Genomic DNA, 25,379 nt, shown 5'->3' with positions numbered 1-25,379 from the left:
GTTAAGGGAGATTATTATGAAAAAGAAAAGTTTAGGATTTCTATTAAATAAAGTTAGGAGGTCTTTATTTAATGATTACATAATACACAAGCAAACTTAAAATTAGCTTAAGATTTTGAACTTTTTTTATTGTCTTTTTGTAGTAAGGTAACATAGTCACTCTTGGTATGAAATAAATGGGAGAGAAAAACAGTCTGTTGTGTCTGATCAATAAAGTAAAGCAAAACGTATTGATCTATAATTTTTCCTCGTGTAGGAAACTTACTATTAATCTTTACACCGATTTTCACATCAGCATCAAAACCAGCCTCAGGAAAGACTTCTAGACTTTTTAAGCCATCTAAAATTTTTACTACAGTATTTTTCGCAGATTGAGGGGCTAAAAGTACCGTAGCTATATATTCGTGTATATTGTCGATAGCTTGTTCAACTTCTTTTGAAAGAATCACTTTATAAGCCATAGCGTGCCCTCACATTGTCTAGGGAAGTTCCTTCACCTGCCTCATATTCTCTCAAGGCACGTTCAGATTGGGCTTGTAGTTCAGCAATTAACTGCTCTCTATGCAAATCTTCAGCCGTCTTAATAGGCAAATCTTGCTCTAGGACTATTTGCTCTACAAATAAAGAAATAGCATCTGTCATTGTCATGCCCTTTTCCTTGATAATATTTCGAGCTTGTTCCATAGTAGCTTCATTCAGTTTAAAATTGTATTGTTTCGATATGCTTATAGCCATGATATATCTCCAATCTATACGTTATAGATTGATTATATACTAGATATAGATTTTCATCAAGAAAAAGTATTTTTCCATAGTCTTACTTCCTCACAAAATACTATATTGTTACACGAGATTTCCACGACAATCTTCTTTTTGAAAAATTTAATTCTTTCATATTTCGATACCTTTTGATAAAATCACGATAAATCAGATACTTTTTATCAGGATCTCAAGTAGGTCATTAAAAAGTTTAATAACACTAATTTTAAAGGCATCAATATGTTCAATACTAGGAAGAATATAAGACGATCTTTGTATTATATGGATATCCGCGTTTTCCTTGACACGAACTTTTAATTTTGTTCAAAACAACGAATACAAATGAAATATCGCTGAAAGTCACATAACAAAAAAGCCACCAAATTGGGTGACTTTATTAGGGAGATTATGATGAAAAAAAGTTTAGGATTTCTATTAAATAAAGTTAGGAGGTCTTTATTTAATGGTTACATGATACAGGACAAGACTTAAAATTAGCTTAAGTGAAAAAAATTATTTTAAATTTTTTCGATTCACCCAAATCATGCCCGTACACTGGAAACTAGATAAGGTTTCAAACCCCAGAGAACGATAAAATCCCAAGGTTTTTTCAGACTCATTTGTCGCTAGTTGGATTTGGTAGGTATCCTTATAATCGGATAAAGCCTGCTTCATCAAGGTGCTGCCAATTCCTTGGCGCTGATAGGTAGGCAAGACAATCAAATCCTGGACAAAAACCGAAGAAAAACCGTCTCCAATCAAGCGAACTAGACCAACGATTTTCTCACCATCACGTGCTAGATAAATGCCCAGTGAATGAGTCAAAGCCTGGGCAAACATTTGGGATTGATTTGTATAATTTGTCCAACCAACTGCCTGATAGAGATGCAAAACGTCATCAATTGAAACAGATGTTTCTTTTGTAATCTTAATCATAGCAAACCTTTCTAACATTCTCTAAGGGATTTCAACTGTTGCCCATTTTCATCAAAATTATCTGGCTTCAACCATGCTTCAAAACGAGCCTTAACCCTTGGCCAGTCCTTATCAATCATAGACATCCAATCCGTATCTCTGGTGCGACCTTTATAGATAACAGCTTGGCGGAAGGTTCCCTCGTAGACAAATCCCAAACGCTCTGCTGCTTTTCTAGAAGGTAGATTTAGTGCATCACATTTCCACTCATAACGGCGATAGTTGAGTTCTTCAAAGACATAACGAGCTAGCAAATAGTGGGCTTCTGTTCCCATCCTTGTCTGTTTGAGAGCCGGAGAAAAGGTCACCGCGCCAACTTCAATCACGCGATTAGCTTGGTCAATACGCATGAGAGAAAAAGTCCCCAACACCTTTCCAGTCACTTTATCGATAATCGCATAATAGAAACGATCCTTACGCTCAAGCATTTTCTTCAAAGCTACGATTAATTCTTCGAGATTTTCTACTGGCTCCTGAAAGAGATAGGTCCACATATCACGAGGGCTATCTGGACCATAAACAGCCAGCAAATCCTCCGCATGCTTTTCCACCGAAAGAGCTTCTAGAATCGTATACTTTCCTTCTATCCGTACAAGCGAGGGTAAAACTCCAGGTGTATTATCTACAGGTTCACCAATTATCTGACCATATTCATTTACTGGCATAGTATTCTCCTTATCTCACTTTTATAAGTTTAAAGATGTGAATAGTATATCACATCTCACAGGTAATCTACAAAAAATCCTCCAGAACTTAGCTCTGAAGGACTTTTAAATTTATTTCACAACAATATTTACAAGTTTGGTTGGCTTCAATAGTCCAGTGGACTATTGAAGGTGGCAGATAGGGCTAATAAACTCGTTATTTCACAACGATATTAACGAGTTTGTTAGGTACCGCAATCACTTTCACGATTTCCTTACCGTCAATTTCTGCTTTGACTTTTTCATCAGCGAGAGCAATGTCTTGCAATTCTTCGCGTGACAAATCTTTAGCTACCATGAGTTTGGCGCGAACTTTACCTTTGATTTGGACAACGATTTCGACTTCGTCTTCAACCAATTTGCTTTCGTCCCATGTTGGCCAAGCTACGTAAGAGATAGACTCACCTGTTGCTGCGACTGTTTGCCAGAGTTCTTCTGCCAAGTGAGGCGCAAATGGAGCGATCAATTGGATAAAGCCTTTGGCGTAATCTACATAAAGTTTATCTTCCTTGTTCGCCGCATTGACAAAGACCATGAGCTGAGCAATGGCTGTGTTGAATTTCATAGACTCGATTTGCTCAGTGACAGCTTTAACAGTTTCGTTATATACCTTGTCAAGAGCGCCATTGTTTTCCGCAATGATTTCTTTACTTGTAATCAAACGGTAAACACGATCAAGGAACTTACGGCTTCCTTCCAAGCCTTCTTCAGACCAAGCGATGGAAGCGTCAAGTGGTCCCATGAACATTTCATAGACACGAAGGGTATCAGCACCGTATTGTTCCACCACATCGTCTGGGTTGACCACATTCTTGAGAGATTTAGACATCTTGGCTGGTGCTTGCTCCAACTCTTCGCCAGTTTCCACATGGAAGAAGGAACCGTCTCGTTTTTCAACCTTGTCAGTTGCCACGAGAGCTCCACGGTGGTCACGATAGCTTGTTCCCAAAATCATTCCTTGGTTAAAGAGTTTTTGGAAAGGTTCTTTGGTTGGAACAACACCGATATCATAGAGGAATTTGTGCCAGAAACGAGCGTAAAGCAAGTGGAGAACAGCGTGTTCTGCACCACCCACGTAGATATCTACTGGCAACCATTGTTTGAGAAGGTCCTCATCAGCCAATTTCTCAGTGTTATGTGGATCGATATAGCGGAGGTAGTACCAGCTTGAACCTGCCCATTGTGGCATAGTATTGGTCTCGCGACGGCCTTTGACTCCATCTTCGCGAGTCACTTCAAGCCAGTCTGTCAAGTTAGCTAGTGGACTTTCTCCAGTACCTGAAGGGCGGATGTCCTTGGTTACTGGCAAGACAAGTGGGAGTTCACTTTCTGGAACAGCTGTTGAAGTTCCATCTTCCCAATGAATAATTGGAATTGGCTCACCCCAGTAACGTTGACGACTAAAGAGCCAGTCGCGGAGACGGTAGGTAACCTTCTCTTGACCGCAACCTTTCTCTTCCAACCAAGACACGATTTTAGCAATCGCTTCTTCTTTGTTCAGTCCATCTAGGAAGTCTGAGTTGACGTGAAGGCCATCTTCTGTGTAGGCAGCTTCTTCAACGTTTCCACCTTCCAACACTTCTACGATTGGAAGGTCAAATTGTTTGGCAAATTCCCAGTCACGTTGGTCGTGGGCTGGAACAGCCATTACCGCACCTGTACCATAGCTAGCAAGAACGTAGTCCGCAATCCAGATTGGAATTTCTTTACCGTTAACAGGGTTGATAGCATAAGCACCAGTCCAAACTCCTGTTTTTTCCTTGGCAAGGTCTGTACGAGCCAAGTCTGATTTGAGGCTGGCTTGGTGTTTGTAGTCCGCTACAGCTTGGGCCTGTTCTGGACTTGTGATAGCATCTACTAGTTCATGCTCAGGCGCCAAAACAGTGAAGGTCGCTCCGAAAAGGGTATCCGGACGTGTCGTAAAGACGGTGAATTCCTTGTCAGTTCCTTTCACCTTGAAAGTGACATTGGCACCAGTTGATTTTCCAATCCAGTTGCGTTGCATGTCCTTGATAGACTCTGGCCAATCTAGTTCATCTAAGTCATTGAGCAAGCGCTCTGCATAGGCCGTTATTTTAAGCATCCATTGGCGCATTGGTTTGCGGACAACTGGATAACCACCACGCTCAGATGTGCCATCTGGAAGAACTTCTTCGTTGGCGATGGCTGTTCCCAATTCTTCAACCCAGTTTACTGGCACTTCAGCTTCATAAGCCAAACCTTTTTCGTAAAGCTTAGTGAAGATCCATTGCGTCCACTTGTAGTAGTTTGGATCTGTAGTATTGACTTCACGATCCCAGTCGTAAGAGAATCCAAGCGCATTGATTTGGCGTTTGAAGTTGGCAATGTTTTCTGCTGTGAATTCCGCTGGGTCATTCCCTGTATCCATAGCGTATTGCTCTGCAGGCAAACCAAAGGCATCCCAGCCCATTGGGTGAAGGACATTGTAACCTTGCGCACGTTTGAAACGGCTGAGGATATCAGTCGCTGTGTAGCCTTCTGGGTGTCCTACGTGCAGACCCGCTCCAGATGGGTAAGGGAACATATCAAGCGCATAAAACTTAGGTTTTGAAGCATCTGTTCCTGTCTTAAAAGTGTGATTGTCAGCCCAGTATTTTTGCCACTTAGGCTCGATTTCTTTATGATTGTAAAAACTCATAGCGTCTCTCCAATTTTCGTGATGCTCCTATTATACCATTTTTAGGGGGAATTCGTCTCTTTCTTTTCAACTCTTTTCTCTTTTCACCTTGCCTTCCATTTTTAATACTGCTATACTTACTTTAGTATGCTCTTTGTAAGAGGTAATTTATGGCACATTCTTTTAAACATTCTCTCCAAAAAGAGATTCTTCACCGTAGTTCTTTGGCTGCTTTGGCGACCTCGTTTTTACTCCTCATTCTCCTATTTGGTTTTTCCTATTTCCTTCAAAAGCAACAACTCACCAAGGACACTCAACAGATTGTCCAACATGTTCGAAACATGAAACAAGCGAACTATCAATTATTGGAGACCATGAATCAAAAAATGGTTCCAGAATTTTTAGAAGGTAAACACACTGACCGAGAACTCTTTAGTCTATTTTATGAAACAAAAGCTCAACTGAAACTCAGTTCTGATTTTATCATCCTTGACGACACAGGAGAACTTCTCTTTAGTACCAATCGCAACCATCAAGAAACTATTTTAGCTCCTTATTATTTAAAATTATTAATTCAAAATCCGATTCAAGGAGCTATTACAGAAAAGGTTGCTTTGTCAATAGATAAACAACATTACGCACTCTTCATTATGCCTATCGTTCAAAATCAACGAGTTAAGGCTTATAGCATTTCTTTTGTAAATGAAAATGAATTTGTGTCCAGTATCCCTCTCATCAATTCAAAATACGCCATTACAGATACTTTTGGAAACATCTACTCTAGTAATACCAATCAATTTACTCAATCAACTCTGGAAAAATTTGATGAAAAATTACTCCAGTCTAAAACTCATTGGTATGTTGAAAATCCACTTCTGATTGAAAAACGTAAAATTGAACCGATTTTCTCAATCTACACCTTTCAATCTTTCTTTCCCATTCCGAGTTTACTAGGGCTTGCTTCTGTCTTAACACTCTGTATCTTTCTATTATACTTCTGGCAGGCGAGACGAATTGCTTATAAAATTGCGACGCACAATGCCGGCCCTATTGAAAGTCTAGTCTATCAACTGCAGGAAATTCCTAAGAAAAAGGACAAGAAGCTGATCCTCCAGACAGGAGACGAATTTGAACTGATTGCTGAGAAAATAACCGATATGCTCCAAGAGTTGGATGAGCTCCATCAAAAGATGTTGACCATTGAGAAGGAAAAGTGGATCTTTGAAAGAAAGATGCTGGAAGCTCAGTTTAATCCTCACTTCCTCTACAATACCTTGGAAACCATTAAAATCACGAGTATGATTGATGCTAGTATTACTCAAGAACTTATTCAAAATCTCACGCGCATCCTGCGATATAGTGTAACTGAACTAGAAAAAGAAACGACTCTTGGGCAGGACCTAGAAATTATAGAAGCTTATCTGAAAATCCATCAGATTCGATTTGAACATTTTTCTTATCAGATTGACTGTTCTGAGAATCTACATTCCCAAACTATTCCGAAACTTTTCTTATTACCCCTTGTGGAAAATGCTCTAAAATACGGAAGACAGTATCGTATCGACCTTGCCATCTCTATCCAAATCACTCAAGAGCAGGAAGCACTGACCTTTATCGTTAAGGATAATGCTGGTGGTCTAACCAAACAAGAACGCCTACATATCTTAGAATCCTTGGACAGCCCACATACACAGCACGGTATTGTCAATAGTTACAAACGATTGAATAACTTTTTTGAGAATGTCGAATTGGATTTAGGAGTGAACCCGCAAGGGGAAACCTGGGTAAAATTTGTTACGAAAGGAAGAACGCATGTTTAAGCTAATCATTGTCGAAGATGAACACCTGATCCGAAAATGGCTTGAAATTGCCGTCGACTACTCAGCCTTAGGTATTCAAGTTGTTGGAACTGCAAGTCACGGACAAGAAGGCATGGAGTTAATTCAAAAAGAGAAACCACACATCGTCCTGACAGACATTACCATGCCCATCATGGATGCTTTTATGATGTTTGAAGCGACTCGTTCACTCTCATATGAAAAAGTGATCCTCTCTGGTTACAATGATTTCCAAAACGCAAAAAAGGCCATGCAATTCGGAGCAGTAGACTTCCTCCCAAAACCCATAAATGTCGTAGAATTAACAGAGTGTTTAGAAAAAATAACTTTGCGCCTCAAGATGGATCAACACCAAACCAATCCATTTTTACATGACTACCAAGCCTTTGTTACCTCCCTTCAAAAAATCAATCCTCAAAACCAATTGATTCAACAAATTCTCGAATTTGTCCACCAACACTACTACCTACACTTTACCATTTCTACCATTGCAGAGAATCTAGGCTATAGCGAAAGTTATCTCTACAAGGTTATCAAAGAAGATTTCCCTATCACCTTGAACGAATACATTCTTCAGTATCGTTTAAAACAAGCCGTTGAAAAGATGAGTCAACATCCTGACTCCCCTCTTAGTCAAATCGCTGAAGAAGTCGGCTTCTCAGACTATAAGTATTTTGGGAAAGTTTTTAAGAAATACTTTCATATCTCTCCTAAAGAGTTAAAATCCATTGGAAGAATAGTTTAGATACTATTCTTCTTTTTTGTAGAGAATTTTACCCCATTAGGATAGAATTTTAGGTTTTAAAAGCGCTTTCATTGCTTTACAATAGAGGTAACAAAACTATGGAGGTATCCATCATGAAAAAGAAATGGATGTATTATGCTGCGTGTGGACTTGCTATTTTGGGACTTGCTGCCTGCTCTTCTGACGACGCTTCAGGAGAAAAGGCAACTGAAAATGGAGGAAGCGATACTCTAGTAGTCTACTCCCCAAACTCAGAAGGATTGATTGGAGCAACTATTCCTGCTTTTGAAGAAAAGTATGGTATCAAGGTTGAACTCATTCAAGCAGGAACAGGTGAACTCTTTAAAAAACTAGAATCTGAAAAAGAAGCCCCTGTGGCAGATATCATCTTTGGTGGTTCCTATACCCAATATGCTACCCACGGGGAACTTTTTGAAAATTACGTATCAACGGAAAACGATAATGTAATCAAAGAATATCAAAATACAACTGGCTACTCAACTCCTTATACATTGGATGGTAGTGTTTTGATCGTCAACCCTGACTTAACTAAGGGGATGAATATTGAAGGTTATAGCGATCTCATCAAACCAGAACTCAAAGGAAAAATCGCAACTGCAGACCCAGCCAACTCTTCTAGCGCCTTTGCTCAACTAACAAACATGTTACAAGCTGAGGGCGGCTATACAGACGACAAAGCTTGGACTTATGTCAAAGATCTCTTTACTTTGATTGACGGTAAAATCGGCTCAAGTTCATCTGGCGTTTACAAGGCCGTAGCAGATGGAGAAATGGCTGTTGGTCTTTCTTACGAAGACCCCGCAGTGAAACTTCTAAACGACGGAGCTAACATCAAGGTTGTTTATCCAAAAGAAGGTACTGTCTTCCTGCCTGCTAGCGCTGCCATCATTAAAAACGCTAAAAATATGGAAAACGCTAAGAAATTTATCGACTTCATCATTTCTCAAGAAGTCCAAGACACGCTTGGTACAACAACTACTAACCGTCCAGTTCGTAAAAATGCTAAAACTAGCGCAAACATGAAACCAATCGAACAAATTAAAACACTAACTGAAGACTATGATTATGTCATCAAAAACAAATCAGATATCGTGAAGAAATACAACGAAGTCTTTACAGATATCCAATCTAAACAGTAAAAGAGGTTAACTATGAGTGAGATCAAGATTATCAATGCCAAGAAAATTTATCACGATGTAGCTGTTATCGAAAATCTAAGCGTGACCATTCCTAAGGGTAGCCTTTTCACTCTCCTTGGGCCTTCAGGATGTGGGAAAACAACCTTACTTCGTATGATTGCAGGTTTCAATAGCATCGAAGGAGGAGAGTTCTACTTCGACGATACTAAAATCAACAACATGGAACCTAGCAAGCGAAACATTGGGATGGTTTTCCAAAACTATGCAATTTTCCCACATTTGACAGTGCGTGATAACGTTGCATTCGGGCTCAAGCAAAAGAAAGTTCCAAAAGATGAACTCATCGAACAAACAAATAAATACCTTGAGTTGATGCAGATTGCCCAGTATGCTGATCGTAAACCAGATAAACTTAGTGGTGGCCAGCAACAACGGGTTGCCCTAGCACGTGCCTTGGCTGTTAATCCTAACGTTCTCCTCATGGACGAACCCCTCAGTAACCTAGATGCCAAACTTCGCTTGGATATGCGTCAGGCTATTCGCGAAATTCAACACGAAGTTGGAATTACCACTGTCTACGTAACTCACGACCAAGAAGAAGCTATGGCCATTTCTGACCAAATTGCTGTTATGAAAGACGGTGTTATTCAACAAATTGGTCGTCCAAAAGAGCTCTACCACAAACCAGCAAATGAATTTGTCGCAACATTTATTGGTAGAACAAATATAATCCCTGCTCGTTTGGAAAAGCAAGCTGACGGAGCTTACATCGTCTTTGAAGATGGTTATTCTCTTCGTATGCCAGCACTAGACCAGGTGGAAGAACAAGCTATTCATGTCAGCATTCGTCCCGAAGAATTTATCCGTGACGAAAACGGACCAATCGATGGAACAATTACTGACAGTGTCTATCTTGGACTTAATACCGAATACTTCATTGAGACAGGATTTGCTTCAAAACTTCAGGTAAGTGAAGAATCTACATTTGAAGAAGATTTGAAAAAAGGAGATCGCGTTCGTTTGCGTATCAATACTCAAAAACTCAATGTCTTCTCTGAAGATGGTTCGCGCAATCTCATAAAAGGAGTCAGCCATGGAGCGTAAAAAACTAAATATCTGGACTGCGTCTTCCTTCTTCATCTTCCTTACTTATCTTGTTTTTCTGGTCTATCCAATTGTTACGGTATTAAAACAGGCACTGGTACATGAAGGTCATTTCTCTTTAGAAAATTTTGTTACTTTCTTTAGCAAGTCTTACTATTCTGAAACCCTTATCAACAGTTTCAAGGTTTCTGTAACTGCCACCGTTACTTCTGTTGTTGTGGGTACCTTGCTAGCTTATCTTTTTTCAATGTATGACTTCAAGGGAAAGAAATTTTTACAGATTTTAATCATCATCGCATCCATGTCAGCTCCCTTTGTAGGTGCCTATTCTTGGATTCTATTGCTAGGAAGAAACGGGGTTATCACAAAGTTTCTAACCAACACACTTCACTTGCCAGGTCTTGACATCTACGGTTTCAAAGGTATTGTGCTTGTCTTCACACTTCAACTCTTCCCTCTCGTCTTTCTTTACGTAGCTGGGACTATGAAGAGTATCGACAACTCCCTCTTGGAAGCTGCTGAAAGCATGGGATCTTTCGGTCTAAATCGAATTGTAACAGTCGTTTTACCTCTCTTGGTTCCAACCTTACTAGCAGCTGCACTCCTCGTCTTTATGAGAGCCTTCTCGGACTTTGGTACTCCGATGTTGATTGGTGAGGGATATCGTACCTTCCCAGTCTTGATCTATACACAGTTTATCAGTGAGGTAGGAGGCAACTCTGCCTTTGCATCAGCCCTAGCAATTATGGCGATTACAATCGCCCTAGTTATCTTCCTCATCCAAAAGTACGTTTCAAATCGCTACAGTTTCAGTATGAACTCGCTTCATCCAATTGAACCTAAGAAAACGACAAAAGGGAAGATGGCTGCTATTTATGTGACAGTTTATGGCATTATCTTATTCTCTGTTTTGCCTCAAGTTTACTTGATTTATACATCCTTCCTAAAAACATCTGGTATGGTTTTCGTCAAAGGATATTCACTAAACAGCTATAAGACTGCCTTTAGCCGTATGGGATCTGCTATTTTTAATACCATTCGTATCCCTCTCCTTGCCTTGGTTCTAGTTGTTGTCTTTGCGACCTTCATCTCCTATCTTGCAGTTCGCAAACGTAACCTATTTACCAACTTAATCGATAGTCTTAGTATGGTACCTTATATCGTACCAGGAACTGTACTCGGTATTGCCTTTATCTCTTCATTCAATACAGGCCTCTTCGGAAGTGGTTTCCTGATGATTACTGGAACAGCCTTCATCTTGATTATGTCCTTATCTATCAGAAGACTTCCTTATACCATTCGTTCTTCAGTTGCTAGTTTGCAACAGATTGCTCCTAGTATCGAAGAAGCAGCAGAAAGCTTGGGAAGTAGCCGTCTCAATACCTTTACTAAAATCACAACCCCAATGATGCTTTCAGGGATTATCTCAGGGGCAATCCTTTCATGGGTAACAATGATTTCGGAACTATCTACTTCCATTCTCTTATATAACGTTAAAACTAGAACAATGACCGTAGCTATTTACACTGAAGTACTTCGTGGGAATTATGGTGTGGCAGCAGCCTTGTCTACTATTCTCACTATCTTAACAGTTACTTCCTTGTTACTATTTATGAAAATTTCTAAAAATAACAGCATTACGCTCTAGTTTTTTCCTACTAAAACAGCCAATTCCCCCTGGCTGTTTTTTTATATCTCTACTTTTGATTTTCTCGAATCATCACCTTCGATAAATACAGATTCCTATCAATAGGACATATCTTAGCTAGTTATATAGATGCATGATAGGGCTTTTTATGGTAGAATATAAGAAAGTGCTTTCTCAGAAGGAGGGAAATATGGACAAACAAACCATCGCTGTTTTAGGGCCTGGTTCTTGGGGTACTGCGCTGTCACAAGTTCTAAATGACAACGGACACCAAGTGCGTATCTGGGGAAATATTCCTGATCAAATTGATGAAATTAATACACAACATACTAACAAACGCTATTTTAAGGATACTGTATTAGACGAAAAAATTGTTGCCTATCATGATTTGGCAGAAACCTTGAAGGGGGTTGATGCCGTCTTATTTGTGGTACCAACCAAGGTAACTAGATTGGTGGCTCAACAAGTGGCTGCTGTTTTGGATCATAAAGTGGTGATCATGCATGCTTCAAAAGGCCTCGAACCCAATAGCCACAAACGCCTTTCAACCATTCTAGAAGAAGAAATCCCTGAAGAGTTGCGTAGTGAAATTGTGGTTGTATCTGGTCCTAGCCATGCGGAAGAAACGATTGTACGTGACATCACCTTGATTACTGCCGCATCTAAGGATTTACAAACTGCTCAATATGTCCAAAAACTCTTTAGCAACCACTACTTCCGTCTTTATACCAATACGGATGTTATCGGAGTGGAAACAGCTGGTGCTCTTAAAAATATCATCGCTGTTGGTGCAGGTGCCCTCCATGGACTTGGATTTGGTGATAATGCAAAAGCTGCTATTATCACGCGCGGGCTGGCAGAAATTACCCGTCTGGGAGTTAAACTTGGAGCAAATCCATTAACTTACAGTGGACTTTCTGGAGTTGGAGATTTAATCGTTACCGGAACTTCTGTCCACTCACGTAACTGGCGTGCAGGAGATGCTCTTGGGCGTGGCGAAGCCTTGGCAGATATCGAAGCAAATATGGGAATGGTCATTGAAGGAATTTCAACAACCAAAGCTGCTTACGAATTGGCGCAAGAACTCGGAGTTTATATGCCAATCACCCAAGCCATTTACCAAGTTATTTATGAAAATGTTAATATTAAGGATGCCGTTTCTGAACTCATGAGCAATGAGTTCAAGGCAGAGAACGAGTGGTCTTAGTCACCGTTAGAAAGGAAGCTCATGAAGCAAAAAGTTAGAAAAGCCGTTATCCCTGCTGCGGGACTTGGAACTCGTTTCCTACCTGCAACTAAAGCTTTGGCCAAAGAAATGTTGCCAATCGTGGATAAACCAACCATCCAGTTTATCGTTGAAGAAGCTCTCAAGTCTGGAATTGAGGACATTCTTGTCGTAACAGGAAAGTCAAAACGTTCTATCGAAGACCATTTCGACTCAAACTTCGAGTTAGAATATAACCTCAAGGAAAAAGGAAAAACCGACCTTTTGAAACTAGTTGATGAAACAACTGGTATGCGCCTTCACTTCATCCGTCAAACACACCCACGTGGACTCGGAGATGCCGTCTTACAAGCCAAGGCTTTCGTTGGAAACGAACCCTTTGTGGTTATGCTTGGAGATGATCTCATGGATATCACTGATGACAAAGCTGTGCCATTGACCAAACAGCTCATGAATGATTATGAGAAGACTCACGCTTCTACTATCGCTGTCATGCCTGTCCCACACGAAGAAGTTTCTTCATACGGTGTTATCGCTCCTCAAGGAGAAGGAAATGACGGTCTTTACAGTGTTGAAACCTTCGTTGAAAAGCCAGCACCTGAAGATGCACCAAGTGATCTAGCCATTATTGGCCGTTACCTCCTCACACCTGAGATTTTCGGTATTCTTGAAAATCAAACACCAGGAGCAGGAAATGAAATCCAGCTAACAGATGCTATCGATACCCTCAACAAAACCCAACGAGTATTTGCTCGCGAGTTTAAAGGCTCACGTTACGATGTTGGAGATAAGTTTGGATTTATGAAGACTTCCATTGAATACGCTCTCAAACATCCACAAGTCAAAGAGCACTTGAAGGACTACTTGATTGATCTTGGAAAAGAACTTTCAGGAGACAAATAAACAATTTACCAAACAGTCAGATTTAGTTTAAATCTGGCTTTTTTGATGTCTAAATCCCAAGAACCAATCCCTATCTAACCCCCATTCTAAGCCTAATTTCTTGCAAGAGATGCTTTTATGGTATAATAATAAAGAGTGAGGAATTCTATGAACAAACATGTAACAAGAATCAAACAAAAAGGACTGGCCTTACTTCGGTCTCTAAAATTAACAACTTCCAAAAAAAATCCAGATAAAAATAAGAAAGTCAAAACAAAACTAACCATTTGGACTATTGGGGCCAAGATTTTACTTGGGATAAAAGCAACTTTTAACACACTTTTCATCCTAGCTTTTATTGGCGGCCTCCTCGGGACTGGGGTTGTTTTGGGGTATGCTGTTTCTCTCTTTGATCAAGTTAGTGTCCCTCAAACGGAGGATTTGGTTAAACAGGTCAACAATATTTCATCTATTTCTGAGATTCGCTATGCAGATGGTTCCATGATTGGGGCTATCGAGAGCGATCTTTTGCGAACATCTGTCGCATCCGATGCCATCTCAGAGAATCTCAAGCAAGCTATCGTTGCAACCGAGGACGAACACTTTGCAGAGCACAATGGTGTCGTTCCTAAAGCTGTCATTCGTGCCAGTCTAGGAAACTTTATCGGCCTTGGTTCTTCGAGTGGTGGTTCTACCCTAACACAACAGCTCATCAAACAACAAGTAGTTGGTGATGCTCCTACGCTTGCTCGTAAAGCTAGTGAAATCGTAGATGCTCTAGCCCTAGAACGTGCTATGAATAAGGATGAAATCCTGACTACCTATCTAAATGTTGCACCTTTTGGTCGCAATAACAAGGGGCAAAATATCGCAGGTGCTCAGCAGGCTGCAACTGGGATTTTCGGAGTGGATGCTAGCAAACTAACCATTCCTCAAGCAGCTTTCCTAGCAGGTTTACCACAAAGCCCTATTTCCTACTCACCTTATGAGTCTACTGGTGAGATGAAGAGCGAAGAAGATATTGAACTTGGAATCAAGCGCTCAAAAGATGTTCTCTACAATATGTACAGAACTGGAGTCCTTAGCCAAGAAGATTATGAAACCTATAAAGCGTACGATATTAAGAAAGACTTCTTGCCAGCAGAAAATGTCAACGTAACTGCTAAAGGTTTCCTCTACTTCTCTGCCCTCGATGAAGCCACCAACCTCATGTATGATTATCTAATCAAAAAAGATAACGTCCCTGCACCAGAACTAAAGAACGAATCTATCCAAAAATCTTATCATGAATTGGCTGAAAAAGAGATTCAAAATGGTGGTTACCGTATCACAACTACAATTGATAAAGCTATCCATACAGCCATGCAAGGTGCAGTTGCAAACTATGGCTACCTTGTCGATGATGATACTGGTCAACCAGAAGTCGGAAATGTCTTGATGGATAACCAAACAGGCGCCATTTTAGGATTTGTCGGTGGTCGTGATTACCAAAGTAATCAAAACAACCACGCCTTTAACACTAAACGGTCTCCTGCTTCAACTACTAAACCAATCCTAGCCTACAGTATTGCGATTGACCAAGGTTTTATGGGAAGTGCAAGCGTCTTATCTAACTATCCAACTAACTTCTCTAACGGAAATCCGATTATGTATGTCAATAGTTCTGGTACTGCCATGATGAGTCTGAAAGAAGCTCTGAATTACTCTTGGAATATCCCAGCCTACTGGACCTATCAGTTACTTCTTCAAAAAGGAGTTGATGTCCGCTCTTACATGGAAAAAATGGGCTACGAGATCCCAGAATACGGCATCGAAAGTCTTCCTATGGGGGGAGGAATCGATGTCACTGTAGCCCAACATACAAATGGCTACCAAACCTTGGCTAACAATGGTGTTTACCATAAAAAATACATGATTTCGAAAATCGAAAAAACCAGCGGCGAGGTTATCTATGAGCACAAAGATGAACCTGTACAAGTCTACTCTAAAGCAACTGCAACCATTATGCAGAACTTACTAAGAGATGTTATTTCTTCCCAAGTGACTTCAAGCTTCCAGAGCGATCTTGCCACTATCAACCCAAGTTTAGCGGGTGCTGACTGGATTGGTAAAACTGGTACGACCAATGAAGATGGCGATATGTGGCTCATGCTTTCAACTCCAAGATTAACCCTTGGTGGTTGGCTTGGTCACGATGATAACCGACCACTTGGTAAAGGTGCAGGACACTACCGTAATGCAAAATATATGGCTCATCTGGTAAATGCCATTCAACAAGCAGCCCCTTCTTCTTGGGGTTCAGAACGTTTCAAACTCGATTCAAGTGTCACTTCATCACAAGTCCTCAAATCAACTGGTCAAAAACCAGGTAAGGTTACTATCAATGGTAAAGAGATTAATGTGACTGGTGAAATGGTAACAAGTTACTGGGCTAACCAAAATGGTGCTCCGACTACCACTTATAAATTCGCTATTGGTGGAAGCGATGCAGACTACCAAAATGCTTGGAACACCATTTTAGGAAGTCTGCCTAAAGCATCTTCTTCCTCATCGAACAATAGCAATAGTAGTAACAATAACAATAATAATCGTAATAATACTTCTAATAGTAACGGGAGCAGTAGCTCTAGTTCCAATAATAGAAGCAGCAATCAACAGCGCTAACTAGCACAATCATTGAGAGTGGGAAAGAAAATTTCTGAAAGAAATGATTTTTCTCCACTCTCTTTTTTCTTTTTTCATTTCATGGTACAATAGCAACATGAATAAATATCAAAAGAATATTTTTAAGGGAACCATTTATTCTCTCCTATCTGGCTTGATCTGGGGGATCTGTGGAATCTTAGGAGAGTACTTTTTTTCACATTATCAAGTATCTTCAGGGTGGATTACTTCTATGCGTCTACTCGTCGCAGGTGGTTTCGTAATCGTCTTATCTAGTCTTAAACTCCAGTCCCAACTCTTCGAGATCTGGAAAAATCGAAACAATTACCTGCCTTTTCTGGCCTATGCCATCTTAGGGATTTTTTCTGTTCAGTTTTTCTTCTATCTCTGTGTCGAGTATTCCAACGCTACCACTGCCACCATCCTCCAATTTATCAGTCCTGTCTTTATACTTCTATATAATCGCATCATCTACAAGAAAAAAGCTTCTAAAAAAGCAATTTTCTATGTTTTGACTGCTATGATTGGAGTCTTTTTGATGGCTACCAAAGGAGATCTATCCAAATTATCTATCACACCACTTGCTTTACTGACAGGTCTTCTCAGTGCCTTAGGCGTCATGTTCAATGTCATCTTACCCCAACGTTTCGCTAAAAAATACGGTTTTGTGCCAACTGTTGGTTGGGGAATGATTATCGCTGGACTTTTTAGTAATTTTCTCTACCCTGTTTATAAGATTAGCTTCCAGGTTGATGCCATCAGTATCTGTATTTGTTTGACCATTGCCTTTCTGGGAACAGCCTTTGCCTTTTTCCTATCCATGAAGGCTGTCTCTCTCGTTTCTCCCTTGGTGGTGTCAGTCGTCAGCGCAAGCGAACCGCTATCCTCTGCTATTCTAAGCGTTCTTTTCCTTGGCATGGTTATGGATGGTTTCTTGGTACTAGCCATGATTTTGATTATCGTTCCTATGATTTTCTTGTCCATCGAAGAATCAAAATCCAAGAATTAAACACCTTCTTTTAACACTTAAGGCTTCAAAATTGAAGCCTTTTTTGGTAGAATAGTAAGCATTACAAAGAGTGAGGAGACACCTATGACTGCTACAAAAATGAATGCACAAGAAATTATCCAATTTATCGCAAATGCTGAGAAAAAGACTAGTGTGAAAGTGACCTTTGAGGGAGAACTTGCAACTGCTGTACCTAGCTCTGTTGTCAAACTAGGGAATGTCCTATTTGGAGACTGGAAAGATGTTGCTCCGCTTCTCGATGGTTTGATAGAAAATAAAGACTATGTTGTTGAGCAAGACGCTCGCAACTCTGCTGTACCTCTCCTTGATAAACGTGATATCAATGCTCGTATCGAGCCAGGCGCTATCATCCGTGACCAGGTTGAGATTGGTGACAATGCTGTTATCATGATGGGAGCTGTTATCAATATCGGTGCTGAAATCGGTGCTGGCACTATGATTGATATGGGAGCTATTCTGGGCGGACGCGCTATTGTCGGTAAAAATAGCCACGTTGGTGCAGGTGCTGTTCTTGCAGGCGTTATCGAGCCAGCTAGTGCTGAGCCTGTTCGTGTCGGTGACAATGTTCTCATCGGTGCTAACGCTGTGGTTATCGAAGGTGTTCAAATCGGTAGCGGTTCTGTTGTTGCAGCAGGAGCAATCGTCACTCAAGATGTTCCAGAAAATGTTGTGGTAGCTGGTGTCCCAGCTCGTGTTATCAAGGAAATCGATAGCCAAACCCAACAAAAAACAGCGCTAGAAGATGCGCTTCGCACCTTGTAATTAGTAACAGAGGCGGAAACTTTTCCAGCCTCTTTCTCGTATCAATAGAAGGAAATTAACTATGTTAGATTTGATTCAAACTCGACGCGATCTTCACCAAATTCCTGAGATTGGTTTAGAAGAATTCAAGACTCATGCTTATTTACTCAATGTTATTGAGAAATTAACAGCTGGTAAGGATTTTGTTCAGATTCGTACTTGGCGAACGGGTATTTTAGTTTACTTGCAGGGAAGTCAGCCAGAAGGTACCATTGGTTGGCGGACAGATATTGATGGACTCCCAATCGTTGAACAAACAGGTCTTCCTTTTGCCTCTCAACACCCAGATCGCATGCATGCTTGTGGACACGATTTTCATATGACCATTGCACTTGGAAGTCTCGAACGTGCTCTAGAAAAGCAACCTAAAAACAATCTCCTCTTTCTCTTTCAACCTGCGGAAGAAAATGAGGCAGGCGGTATGCTCATGTATGAAGATGATGCTTTTGGCGACTGGTTGCCTGACCAATTCTATGGACTTCATGTTCGCCCCGACTTAAAAGTTGGACAAATTGCGACCAATACCCATACACTCTTTGCTGGAACATGTGAAGTTAAGATTCGCTTTAAGGGTAAAGGCGGACACGCTGCCTTTCCACATGAATCCAACGACGCTCTGGTTGCAGCTAGCTATTTTGTGACCCAAGTCCAGTCAGTCGTCAGCCGTAATGTCGATCCTATCGAGGGAGCTGTTGTCACTTTCGGTGTTTTTCAAGCTGGTACAACCAATAATGTCATAGCTGATACAGCTTTCTTGCATGGAACCATTCGAGCTCTCACACACAGCATGAGCCTCTTGGTTCAAAAACGTGTCAAAGTTATCGCTGAAGGTGTCGCAGCTGCTTTTGATATGGATGTGGAAGTTGAACTCAAGCAGGGAGGTTATTTACCAGTCGAAAACAACCCTGAACTAGCCTGTGAATTGATGACCTTCTTTGATGAAAAAGAGGGCATTGAACTGATTGATATTGACCCTGCCATGACAGGAGAAGACTTTGGTTATCTTCTCTCCAAGGTTCCTGGTGTCATGTTCTGGCTAGGTATTGATAGTCCTTATGCTCTTCACCATCCAAAGATGAGTCCTAGAGAAGAAGCTCTGGCAATCGGTGTCGAGGCTGTATCAAGCTTTTTAGCCAAGAAAGCTGCGGAGTAAACTATGAAAAAAAGCTTACGCAAGCAGGTCTTGCAAGAACTCAAGTCTCTATCCAAAGAAGAAAAGCAGAGCATAAATGATTGGCTCACAGATCAGTTTTTTCAACATCCTTTTTATAAGGAAGCAAAGACTGTCGCCACTTACCTGTCTTTTCCCCATGAATTTCAGACAGCTAGACTCATTGAACAAGCTCAGAAAGATAGAAAGACGATTCTCATTCCCAAAACTTATCCACATGGGAAAATGGACTTTGTTCTATATGAACCAGAGAAACTCGAACGAAATTCGTTTGGACTTCTTGAACCCAAAGGAAACTTCTCAATCATTGAACCCTCTCTGATTGACTTGATTCATGTTCCTGGTTTGGCTTTCAATCCTTCTGGCTATCGGGTTGGCTACGGAGGAGGCTATTACGACCGCTACTTGGAGCATTTCCCAGGCCATACCATTAGTACGCTTTATCCATGCCAGATTCAGGATTTCCAACCTGATCACTACGATATTCCAGTTGAGGAGGTACTCATCTATGAAAGAGATTTTTGATCGTCGTTATCCTGTCACGAGCTTCTTTCTCCTCGTGACAAGCCTAGTTTTTATACTCATGTTTCTAACCAGTGGTTTCAATTACACAAGCGCAGCCACCTTGTATAAATTCGGAGCTGTTTATCCCCCAGCAATCAAGGCCATGCCTGAACAAATCTGGCGCATATTCTCAGCAACCTTTGTTCACATTGGCTTGGAGCACTTTTTAGTCAATATGCTATCCCTTTACTTCTTGGGACGTCAGATGGAACAAATCTTTGGCTCTAAACAGTTTTTCTTTATCTACCTTCTGTCAGGTATGATGGGGAATCTCTTTGTCCTAGTTTTTAGTCCCAATGCTATTACCGCGGGTGCTTCAACTGCCCTCTATGGCATGTTCGCTTCTATTGTCGTTCTTCGTTATGCCTCACGCAACCCCTATCTTCAACAGCTCGGTCAATCTTACCTCTCCCTCTTGGTCATCAACCTAGTAGGTAGTGTTTTAATACCTGGTATCAGCCTTACTGGACACGTAGGTGGAGCTGTCGGTGGCGCATTACTAGCTATCGTCTTCCCAGTTCGAGGCGAAAGAAAGATTTATAGTTTGGGGCAACGTGGTATAGCAACGCTAGCCTTTATTGGTTTATCAGCTCTACTACTCTTTATTGGACTATTATAAGAACAAGAAAAACCATTGGAAGCTCTCAAATTGAGAAGTTCATTTCCAATGGTTTTTTCTTAATCTAATTGGTTATTTTACTCTTAAAATCCATTATTGTCACTGAGTTCTTTGAACCAGTGGCCTGATTTTTTCAGGCGACGTTCTTGTGTTTCAAGGTCAAGTTCAACCAAACCATAGCGATTTTTGTAGCTGTTGAGCCATGACCAGCAATCGATAAAGGTCCAGATCAAGTAGCCTTTACAGTTGGCACCGTCTTCGATAGCACGATGAAGTTCACGAAGGTGACCTTTGACAAAGTCGATACGGTAGTCGTCCTGAATCATTCCATTTTCACGGAATTTGTCTTCACCTTCAACGCCCATACCATTCTCTGTCAGCATCCACTCAATATTACCGTAGTTTTCCTTGATGTTTTGGGCAATGTCATAAATCCCTTGCTCGTAGATTTCCCAACCACGGTGCGGATTGATCTTACGACCAGGCATGACGTAAGGTTCATAGAAATGCTCTGGCAAGAGTGGGCTGTCAGGATGCTTAGCAAAACGCGGCGCCATGACACGCAAAGGTTGGTAGTAGTTGACTCCTAGGAAGTCAACCGTATGCTCGCGAATGAGTTCCAACTCTTCGGCTGTGTATTCTGGTAACAAGTCATGCTCAGCCAAAATTTCCACCAGCTCTTCTGGATAAGCTCCTAAAACAGACGGATCTAGGAAAGATTGTGCCTGAAAGAGGTCGGCAATACGAGCAGCCTTGACATCGGCAGGATGCTGGCTACGTGGATAGGCTGGTGTCAAGTTGAGGACGATCCCAATCTTAGAACCTGACAAGACCTCATGGCAGGCTTTGACCGCAAGAGTGCTAGCTAGCTGGGTATGATAGGCAACCTTAACCGCTGCTTTGGCATCTACCTTATGAGGGTAATGGGCATCATAGAAATAGCCGAACTCTACAGGAACGATAGGCTCATTGAAGGTAATCCACTGGTCAACCAAGTCTCCATAAGTTTCAAAACAGAAACGAGCATAGTCTTCATAGGCCTTGATGGTTGCCTTATTTTCCCAACCATCCCCATCTTCTTGAAGGGCAAAAGGCAGGTCAAAGTGATAGAGATTGACTAAAAGACGAATTCCCTTAGCCTTAATAGCTTCAAAGACATGACGATAGAAAGCCACACCTTGAGGATTGACTTCTCCACGACCCTGTGGGAAAATACGAGACCACTGGATAGAAGTTCGAAAGGCTGTGTGGCCAGTTTCTAACAAGAGTTCGATATCCTTTTCCCAGTTTTCATAGAAGGTCGACGTTTTGTCTGGTCCAATACCATTGTAGTAACGGTTTGGCTCTACTTGGTACCAATAATCCCAGAGATTATCTCCCTTGCCGTCACCAGGCACTCGCCCTTCTGTCTGTGGTCCAGAAGTTGAGGAACCCCAGACAAAATCCTTTGGAAATTTTAGCATAGTACTACCTCTTTTTACGCTTTTAATGTTTATACTCTTCGAAAATCAAATTCAAACCGCGTCAACGTCGCCTTGCCGTATATGTGTTACTGACTTCGTCAGTTCTATCCACAACCTCAAAACGGTGTTTTGAGCAACCTGCGGCTAGTTTCCTAGTTTGCTCTTTGATTTTCATTGAGTCTTACTTTCTCTCATTATACAGAAAAAACAAGGCAAAAACTAGTTACATTTTTGTCTTGTTTTTCTTCTGATTATAGATTTTATTTGTTAGTTAAGATTTCAAGGGTTTCAAGCAAGTTATCTGCGTGAACTTCGATTGTATCTCCTGTCGCCTTGATCTTCACTTCTACGATACCGTCAGCTGCTTTTTTACCAACAGTGATACGGATTGGAAGACCAATCAGGTCGCTATCACTGAATTTAACACCGACACGTTCGTTACGGTCATCTGTCAAGACTTCGTAGCCTTTGTTGACTAAGGCTTCTTCGATACGATTAGTCAATTCAAGACTTGCTTCATCCTTGACATTAACTGGAATCAAATGCACATCAAACGGAGCCAATTCTTTAGGGAAATTGATTCCCCAAGCGTAACGGTATTCACCTTTAGGCGTTTTGTTAACAAAGAGACGAGCGTGTTGCTCCATAACTGCTGAAAGGAGACGGCTGACACCGATACCGTAGCAACCCATGATGATTGGCACAGCACGGCCATTTTCATCCAAGACATCTGCACCCATACTTGCTGAGTAACGAGTACCCAGTTTAAAGATGTGACCAATCTCGATACCACGCGCAAAGTTAAGAATACCTTGTCCATCTGGAGAAATTTCACCTTCACGAACTTCACGGATATCCACATACTCGGCAGTGAAGTCACGACCTGGGTTGACACCAGTCAAGTGGTAACCATCTTGGTTGGCACCAACAACAGCATTGCGGCTATCTTGTACCTTGCGGTCTGCGATAATCTTGACATTTTCTGGAAGATCTACTGGGCCAAGTGAACCAAAGTCCGCTCCCAACAATTCTTTCACTTCTGCCTCAGTTGCAGGTTCCAAGAAATCTGCTCCAAGGTAGTTTTTCAATTTGACTTCATTGAGCTGGTCATTGCCAACGAGTAAAGCCACAACTGGCTCCTCATCTGCGATATAAACTAAGGTCTTGATTGTTTGCTCTTCAGAGACATTCAAGAAGGCTGCGACTTCATCAATCGATTTGACACCTGGTGTTTCCACGCGAGCCACTTGATCTTCAGTCACAACACGATTGCTTGGTTTGTACTCGTTGGTTGCCATTTCCAAGTTAGCTGCATAGCTTGATTCACTTGAGTAGGCAATGGTATCTTCACCAGAAACCATCCATTTGAGCAATTCTGCCTTGATTTCTTCTTGCACTTGATCAGGGATTTCATCAAATGATGCAACTGACTTGTCTAAAACAACCCAACGGTCAAGGTCTGTACGAGCAGGTGTGATGGCCATAAATTCTTGGCTATCCTTACCACCCATAGCTCCACCGTCACCAATGATTGCTTTGAAGTCCAAACCACTACGAGTGAAGATACGCTCATAGGCCGCCTTGTACTCATCATAAGTTACATCCAAGCTATCGTAGTTAGCATGGAAGCTATAACCATCTTTCATGATGAACTCACGGGTACGAAGAAGTCCATTACGTGGACGTTTTTCATCACGGTACTTAGGCTGGATTTGGTACAAGTTCAGTGGTAATTGCTTGTAAGACTTAACAGAATCACGGACAATAGCTGTGAAGGTTTCTTCGTGAGTTGGACCCAAGATAAAGTCTGACTTCTCACGGTTTTTCAATTTATATAAGTCTTCCCCGTAGGTTTCATAACGGCCAGATTCACGCCAAAGGTCAGCGCTTAGAAGGGCTGGAGTCAACATCTCAACGGCACCCATCTTCTCAAACTCTTGACGCATGATGTTCTTGGCTTTTTCGATAACACGGTTAGCAAGTGGCAGGTAGGAATAGACACCTGCAGATACTTGACGAACATAACCAGCACGCAACATAAGGGCGTGGCTGATAACTTGAGCATCGCTTGGCATTTCGCGAAGCGTTGGGATAAGCATTTTACTTTGTTTCATAATTACTCCTCTAATTCTTAAAAGAAGGTTCGCATGATGTCGTTCCATGTTACAGCGAGCATCAATACGACCATAATGACAACTCCAACCAGAGTGACATAGGTTTCAATTTCTTGTTTTAGTGGTTTGCGACGGATCGCTTCTAGGATATTGAGCACGATTTTTCCACCATCTAGCGCAGGGATTGGAATCAAGTTAAAAATCCCGATATTGATGGAAATCATAGCCAAGAAGAACAAGACATTCTCAAGACCATTTTTAGCAGCATCACTACTTGCCTTAAAGATAGCAACAGGACCGCCTAGCTTATTCAAATCTGGTTGGAAGATCAAGCTTTTCAAAGCATTGAGAATACGCAAGGCTGAGTCAGCCGCACTTGTAAATCCACCCATAAACATGGACCAGATATCTGATTTGAGTCTTGGCTGAACACCCAGGATATAACGACCTTGACTTTCTTCAGGTGCCACACTCACTTGTTTTTCAGTTCCACTCTCAGCAATAGTCACATCCAAAACAGGCGCTGTTTTATCCTTGGTTTCTGCATCAACAGCCTGAATTAAATCTGCCCAGTTTGAAATCTCGTGACTGCCGACCTTAGTGATTTGGGCCGTATTTTCAACACCAACCTTAGCCAAAGCGCTATCTGGAATAATATTGAAGTTATTCGTTTGCGTATCACGAACACCGCCTTGCATGAAAATCAAGATCCAAAAAACGATGACTCCTAGAATAAAGTTATTCATAGGGCCAGCAAAGTTGGTGATCATTTTACCCCAGACAGTCGCATTTTGATATTGAACATCTAAAGGAGCGATACGAACTTCCGTTCCATCAGCTTCCACAATGGTCGCATCATGGTCTACTGAGAAGGTTTTCTCTTCTTCCAAGACCAAGCCTCTAATAAAGAGTTTGTCCTCAAAATCAAACTGAGTAACCTGCATAGGCAGAGCTGTCTGGTCAATCTTTTTACCAGAGAGATTGATACGCTTGACCTTGCCATCCACTGCCAATGTTAAGCTTGCGGGAGTTCCAGTCTTGATTTCTGTCGTATCTTCACCCCAACCGGCCATGCGAACGTACCCACCAAGTGGCAGGAGACGAATGGTATAAGCAGTTCCATCTTTTCCGATGTGGGCAAAGATTTTGGGGCCCATACCGATGGCAAATTCACGAACCAAAATTCCAGATTTCTTAGCAAAGTAAAAATGTCCGAATTCGTGAACCACTACGGTAATCCCAAAGACCAGGATAAATGTTAGTAATCCTATCATT

21 protein-coding genes are annotated in these 25,379 nt (G+C 41.3%); 13 read left to right on the top strand and 8 right to left on the bottom strand.

Features of this window, described 5'->3' with window-relative positions; translation table 11 throughout:
* Nucleotides 1–107: 107 nt before the first annotated feature.
* From GEZ89_RS05615 to leuS, 5 genes are all read right to left on the bottom strand, one after another.
* Nucleotides 108–461: a type II toxin-antitoxin system RelE/ParE family toxin gene (locus tag GEZ89_RS05615; protein WP_153225286.1), complete on the bottom strand. Its 354-nt coding sequence runs from the start codon at nt 459–461 to the stop codon at nt 108–110.
* Nucleotides 451–735, bottom strand: a complete 285-nt coding sequence (locus GEZ89_RS05610; protein WP_153225285.1) for a type II toxin-antitoxin system RelB/DinJ family antitoxin — start codon at nt 733–735, stop codon at nt 451–453. The genes GEZ89_RS05615 and GEZ89_RS05610 overlap by 11 nt, the downstream gene beginning before the upstream one ends.
* 537 nt (nt 736–1,272) lie before the next feature.
* On the bottom strand, nt 1,273–1,695 hold the full coding sequence (locus tag GEZ89_RS05605) for a GNAT family N-acetyltransferase (RefSeq protein ID WP_153225284.1): 423 nt from the start codon (nt 1,693–1,695) through the stop codon (nt 1,273–1,275).
* 11 nt (nt 1,696–1,706) lie between these two features.
* Nucleotides 1,707–2,399 (bottom strand): GNAT family N-acetyltransferase, encoded by a 693-nt coding sequence (locus GEZ89_RS05600; protein WP_153225283.1) that lies wholly within the window; start codon nt 2,397–2,399, stop codon nt 1,707–1,709.
* A gap of 196 nt (nt 2,400–2,595) precedes the next feature.
* Entirely contained in the window at nt 2,596–5,097 is a 2,502-nt protein-coding gene (gene leuS, locus GEZ89_RS05595) for a leucine--tRNA ligase (protein ID WP_153225282.1), read from the bottom strand.
* A gap of 149 nt (nt 5,098–5,246) precedes the next feature.
* Here leuS and GEZ89_RS05590 point away from each other — a divergent pair, with 149 nt between their 5' ends.
* The 13 genes from GEZ89_RS05590 (at nt 5,247) to GEZ89_RS05530 (ending at nt 20,527) form a co-directional block, all read left to right on the top strand.
* Nucleotides 5,247–6,896 (top strand): sensor histidine kinase, encoded by a 1,650-nt coding sequence (locus GEZ89_RS05590; RefSeq protein ID WP_153225281.1) that lies wholly within the window; start codon nt 5,247–5,249, stop codon nt 6,894–6,896.
* Nucleotides 6,889–7,659: a response regulator transcription factor gene (locus tag GEZ89_RS05585; RefSeq protein ID WP_153225280.1), complete on the top strand. Its 771-nt coding sequence runs from the start codon at nt 6,889–6,891 to the stop codon at nt 7,657–7,659. The genes GEZ89_RS05590 and GEZ89_RS05585 overlap by 8 nt, the downstream gene beginning before the upstream one ends.
* A 113-nt stretch (nt 7,660–7,772) precedes the next feature.
* Entirely contained in the window at nt 7,773–8,819 is a 1,047-nt protein-coding gene (locus tag GEZ89_RS05580) for an ABC transporter substrate-binding protein (RefSeq protein ID WP_049549610.1), read from the top strand.
* Between the two features lie 12 nt (nt 8,820–8,831).
* Nucleotides 8,832–9,923 carry an ABC transporter ATP-binding protein gene (locus tag GEZ89_RS05575; protein WP_049549609.1) on the top strand — a complete coding sequence of 364 codons (1,092 nt, stop codon included), beginning with the start codon at nt 8,832–8,834 and terminating at the stop codon, nt 9,921–9,923.
* Nucleotides 9,913–11,571 carry an ABC transporter permease gene (locus GEZ89_RS05570; RefSeq protein ID WP_153225279.1) on the top strand — a complete coding sequence of 553 codons (1,659 nt, stop codon included), beginning with the start codon at nt 9,913–9,915 and terminating at the stop codon, nt 11,569–11,571. The genes GEZ89_RS05575 and GEZ89_RS05570 overlap by 11 nt, the downstream gene beginning before the upstream one ends.
* A gap of 190 nt (nt 11,572–11,761) precedes the next feature.
* Nucleotides 11,762–12,778 carry an NAD(P)H-dependent glycerol-3-phosphate dehydrogenase gene (locus GEZ89_RS05565; protein ID WP_153225278.1) on the top strand — a complete coding sequence of 339 codons (1,017 nt, stop codon included), beginning with the start codon at nt 11,762–11,764 and terminating at the stop codon, nt 12,776–12,778.
* Between the two features lie 21 nt (nt 12,779–12,799).
* Entirely contained in the window at nt 12,800–13,699 is a 900-nt protein-coding gene (gene galU, locus GEZ89_RS05560; protein ID WP_153225277.1) for a UTP--glucose-1-phosphate uridylyltransferase GalU, read from the top strand.
* A 147-nt stretch (nt 13,700–13,846) separates the two neighbouring features.
* A complete protein-coding gene (gene pbp1b, locus GEZ89_RS05555; protein ID WP_153225276.1) occupies nt 13,847–16,342 on the top strand; it encodes a penicillin-binding protein PBP1B in 2,496 nt (831 codons plus the stop codon).
* A gap of 97 nt (nt 16,343–16,439) precedes the next feature.
* Nucleotides 16,440–17,351: a DMT family transporter gene (locus GEZ89_RS05550; protein WP_153225275.1), complete on the top strand. Its 912-nt coding sequence runs from the start codon at nt 16,440–16,442 to the stop codon at nt 17,349–17,351.
* Between the two features lie 84 nt (nt 17,352–17,435).
* The gene (gene dapD, locus GEZ89_RS05545) at nt 17,436–18,134 is read left to right on the top strand and encodes a 2,3,4,5-tetrahydropyridine-2,6-dicarboxylate N-acetyltransferase (protein WP_153225274.1); all 699 of its coding nucleotides are present in this window, start codon (nt 17,436–17,438) and stop codon (nt 18,132–18,134) included.
* 61 nt (nt 18,135–18,195) lie between these two features.
* On the top strand, nt 18,196–19,326 hold the full coding sequence (locus tag GEZ89_RS05540) for an N-acetyldiaminopimelate deacetylase (protein WP_153225273.1): 1,131 nt from the start codon (nt 18,196–18,198) through the stop codon (nt 19,324–19,326).
* 3 nt (nt 19,327–19,329) lie between these two features.
* The gene (locus GEZ89_RS05535; protein ID WP_153225272.1) at nt 19,330–19,869 is read left to right on the top strand and encodes a 5-formyltetrahydrofolate cyclo-ligase; all 540 of its coding nucleotides are present in this window, start codon (nt 19,330–19,332) and stop codon (nt 19,867–19,869) included.
* On the top strand, nt 19,853–20,527 hold the full coding sequence (locus GEZ89_RS05530) for a rhomboid family intramembrane serine protease (protein ID WP_153225271.1): 675 nt from the start codon (nt 19,853–19,855) through the stop codon (nt 20,525–20,527). The genes GEZ89_RS05535 and GEZ89_RS05530 overlap by 17 nt, the downstream gene beginning before the upstream one ends.
* 83 nt (nt 20,528–20,610) lie before the next feature.
* Here the strand turns inward: GEZ89_RS05530 and GEZ89_RS05525 are convergent, their stop codons facing one another.
* The 3 genes from GEZ89_RS05525 to rseP all read right to left on the bottom strand — a co-directional run bounded on the left by GEZ89_RS05525 (nt 20,611) and on the right by rseP (nt 25,378).
* Nucleotides 20,611–21,990 carry a glycoside hydrolase family 1 protein gene (locus GEZ89_RS05525; RefSeq protein WP_153225270.1) on the bottom strand — a complete coding sequence of 460 codons (1,380 nt, stop codon included), beginning with the start codon at nt 21,988–21,990 and terminating at the stop codon, nt 20,611–20,613.
* Between the two features lie 260 nt (nt 21,991–22,250).
* Complete coding sequence (locus GEZ89_RS05520; protein ID WP_153225269.1) at nt 22,251–24,104, bottom strand: proline--tRNA ligase; 1,854 nt, start codon at nt 24,102–24,104, stop codon at nt 22,251–22,253.
* Nucleotides 24,105–24,121: 17 nt separating this feature from the next.
* Nucleotides 24,122–25,378, bottom strand: a complete 1,257-nt coding sequence (rseP, locus tag GEZ89_RS05515; RefSeq protein ID WP_153225268.1) for an RIP metalloprotease RseP — start codon at nt 25,376–25,378, stop codon at nt 24,122–24,124.
* Nucleotide 25,379 lies beyond the last annotated feature (1 nt).

Origin of the sequence: Streptococcus mitis (genome assembly GCF_009496285.1) — a bacterium.
Lineage (GTDB): Bacteria > Bacillota > Bacilli > Lactobacillales > Streptococcaceae > Streptococcus > Streptococcus mitis_BP.
Note: the sequence above shows the minus strand (reverse complement) of the source record. Positions and strands in the feature narration are given on the sequence as shown.

Excerpts from the sequence above, each read along its gene's own strand:
- GEZ89_RS05600 (WP_153225283.1), bottom strand. The coding sequence starts at position 2,399 with ATGCCAGTAAATGAATATGGTCAGATAATTGGTGAACCTGTAGATAAT.
- GEZ89_RS05570 (WP_153225279.1), top strand. The coding sequence starts at position 9,913 with ATGGAGCGTAAAAAACTAAATATCTGGACTGCGTCTTCCTTCTTCATC.
- GEZ89_RS05590 (WP_153225281.1), top strand. The coding sequence starts at position 5,247 with ATGGCACATTCTTTTAAACATTCTCTCCAAAAAGAGATTCTTCACCGT.
- GEZ89_RS05520 (WP_153225269.1), bottom strand. The coding sequence starts at position 24,104 with ATGAAACAAAGTAAAATGCTTATCCCAACGCTTCGCGAAATGCCAAGC.
- GEZ89_RS05540 (WP_153225273.1), top strand. The coding sequence starts at position 18,196 with ATGTTAGATTTGATTCAAACTCGACGCGATCTTCACCAAATTCCTGAG.
- dapD (WP_153225274.1), top strand. The coding sequence starts at position 17,436 with ATGACTGCTACAAAAATGAATGCACAAGAAATTATCCAATTTATCGCA.
- GEZ89_RS05535 (WP_153225272.1), top strand. The coding sequence starts at position 19,330 with ATGAAAAAAAGCTTACGCAAGCAGGTCTTGCAAGAACTCAAGTCTCTA.
- GEZ89_RS05530 (WP_153225271.1), top strand. The coding sequence starts at position 19,853 with ATGAAAGAGATTTTTGATCGTCGTTATCCTGTCACGAGCTTCTTTCTC.
- GEZ89_RS05565 (WP_153225278.1), top strand. The coding sequence starts at position 11,762 with ATGGACAAACAAACCATCGCTGTTTTAGGGCCTGGTTCTTGGGGTACT.
- GEZ89_RS05580 (WP_049549610.1), top strand. The coding sequence starts at position 7,773 with ATGAAAAAGAAATGGATGTATTATGCTGCGTGTGGACTTGCTATTTTG.
- GEZ89_RS05550 (WP_153225275.1), top strand. The coding sequence starts at position 16,440 with ATGAATAAATATCAAAAGAATATTTTTAAGGGAACCATTTATTCTCTC.
- leuS (WP_153225282.1), bottom strand. The coding sequence starts at position 5,097 with ATGAGTTTTTACAATCATAAAGAAATCGAGCCTAAGTGGCAAAAATAC.
- galU (WP_153225277.1), top strand. The coding sequence starts at position 12,800 with ATGAAGCAAAAAGTTAGAAAAGCCGTTATCCCTGCTGCGGGACTTGGA.
- GEZ89_RS05610 (WP_153225285.1), bottom strand. The coding sequence starts at position 735 with ATGGCTATAAGCATATCGAAACAATACAATTTTAAACTGAATGAAGCT.
- pbp1b (WP_153225276.1), top strand. The coding sequence starts at position 13,847 with ATGAACAAACATGTAACAAGAATCAAACAAAAAGGACTGGCCTTACTT.
- GEZ89_RS05525 (WP_153225270.1), bottom strand. The coding sequence starts at position 21,990 with ATGCTAAAATTTCCAAAGGATTTTGTCTGGGGTTCCTCAACTTCTGGA.
- GEZ89_RS05615 (WP_153225286.1), bottom strand. The coding sequence starts at position 461 with ATGGCTTATAAAGTGATTCTTTCAAAAGAAGTTGAACAAGCTATCGAC.
- GEZ89_RS05585 (WP_153225280.1), top strand. The coding sequence starts at position 6,889 with ATGTTTAAGCTAATCATTGTCGAAGATGAACACCTGATCCGAAAATGG.
- GEZ89_RS05575 (WP_049549609.1), top strand. The coding sequence starts at position 8,832 with ATGAGTGAGATCAAGATTATCAATGCCAAGAAAATTTATCACGATGTA.
- GEZ89_RS05605 (WP_153225284.1), bottom strand. The coding sequence starts at position 1,695 with ATGATTAAGATTACAAAAGAAACATCTGTTTCAATTGATGACGTTTTG.
- rseP (WP_153225268.1), bottom strand. The coding sequence starts at position 25,378 with ATGATAGGATTACTAACATTTATCCTGGTCTTTGGGATTACCGTAGTG.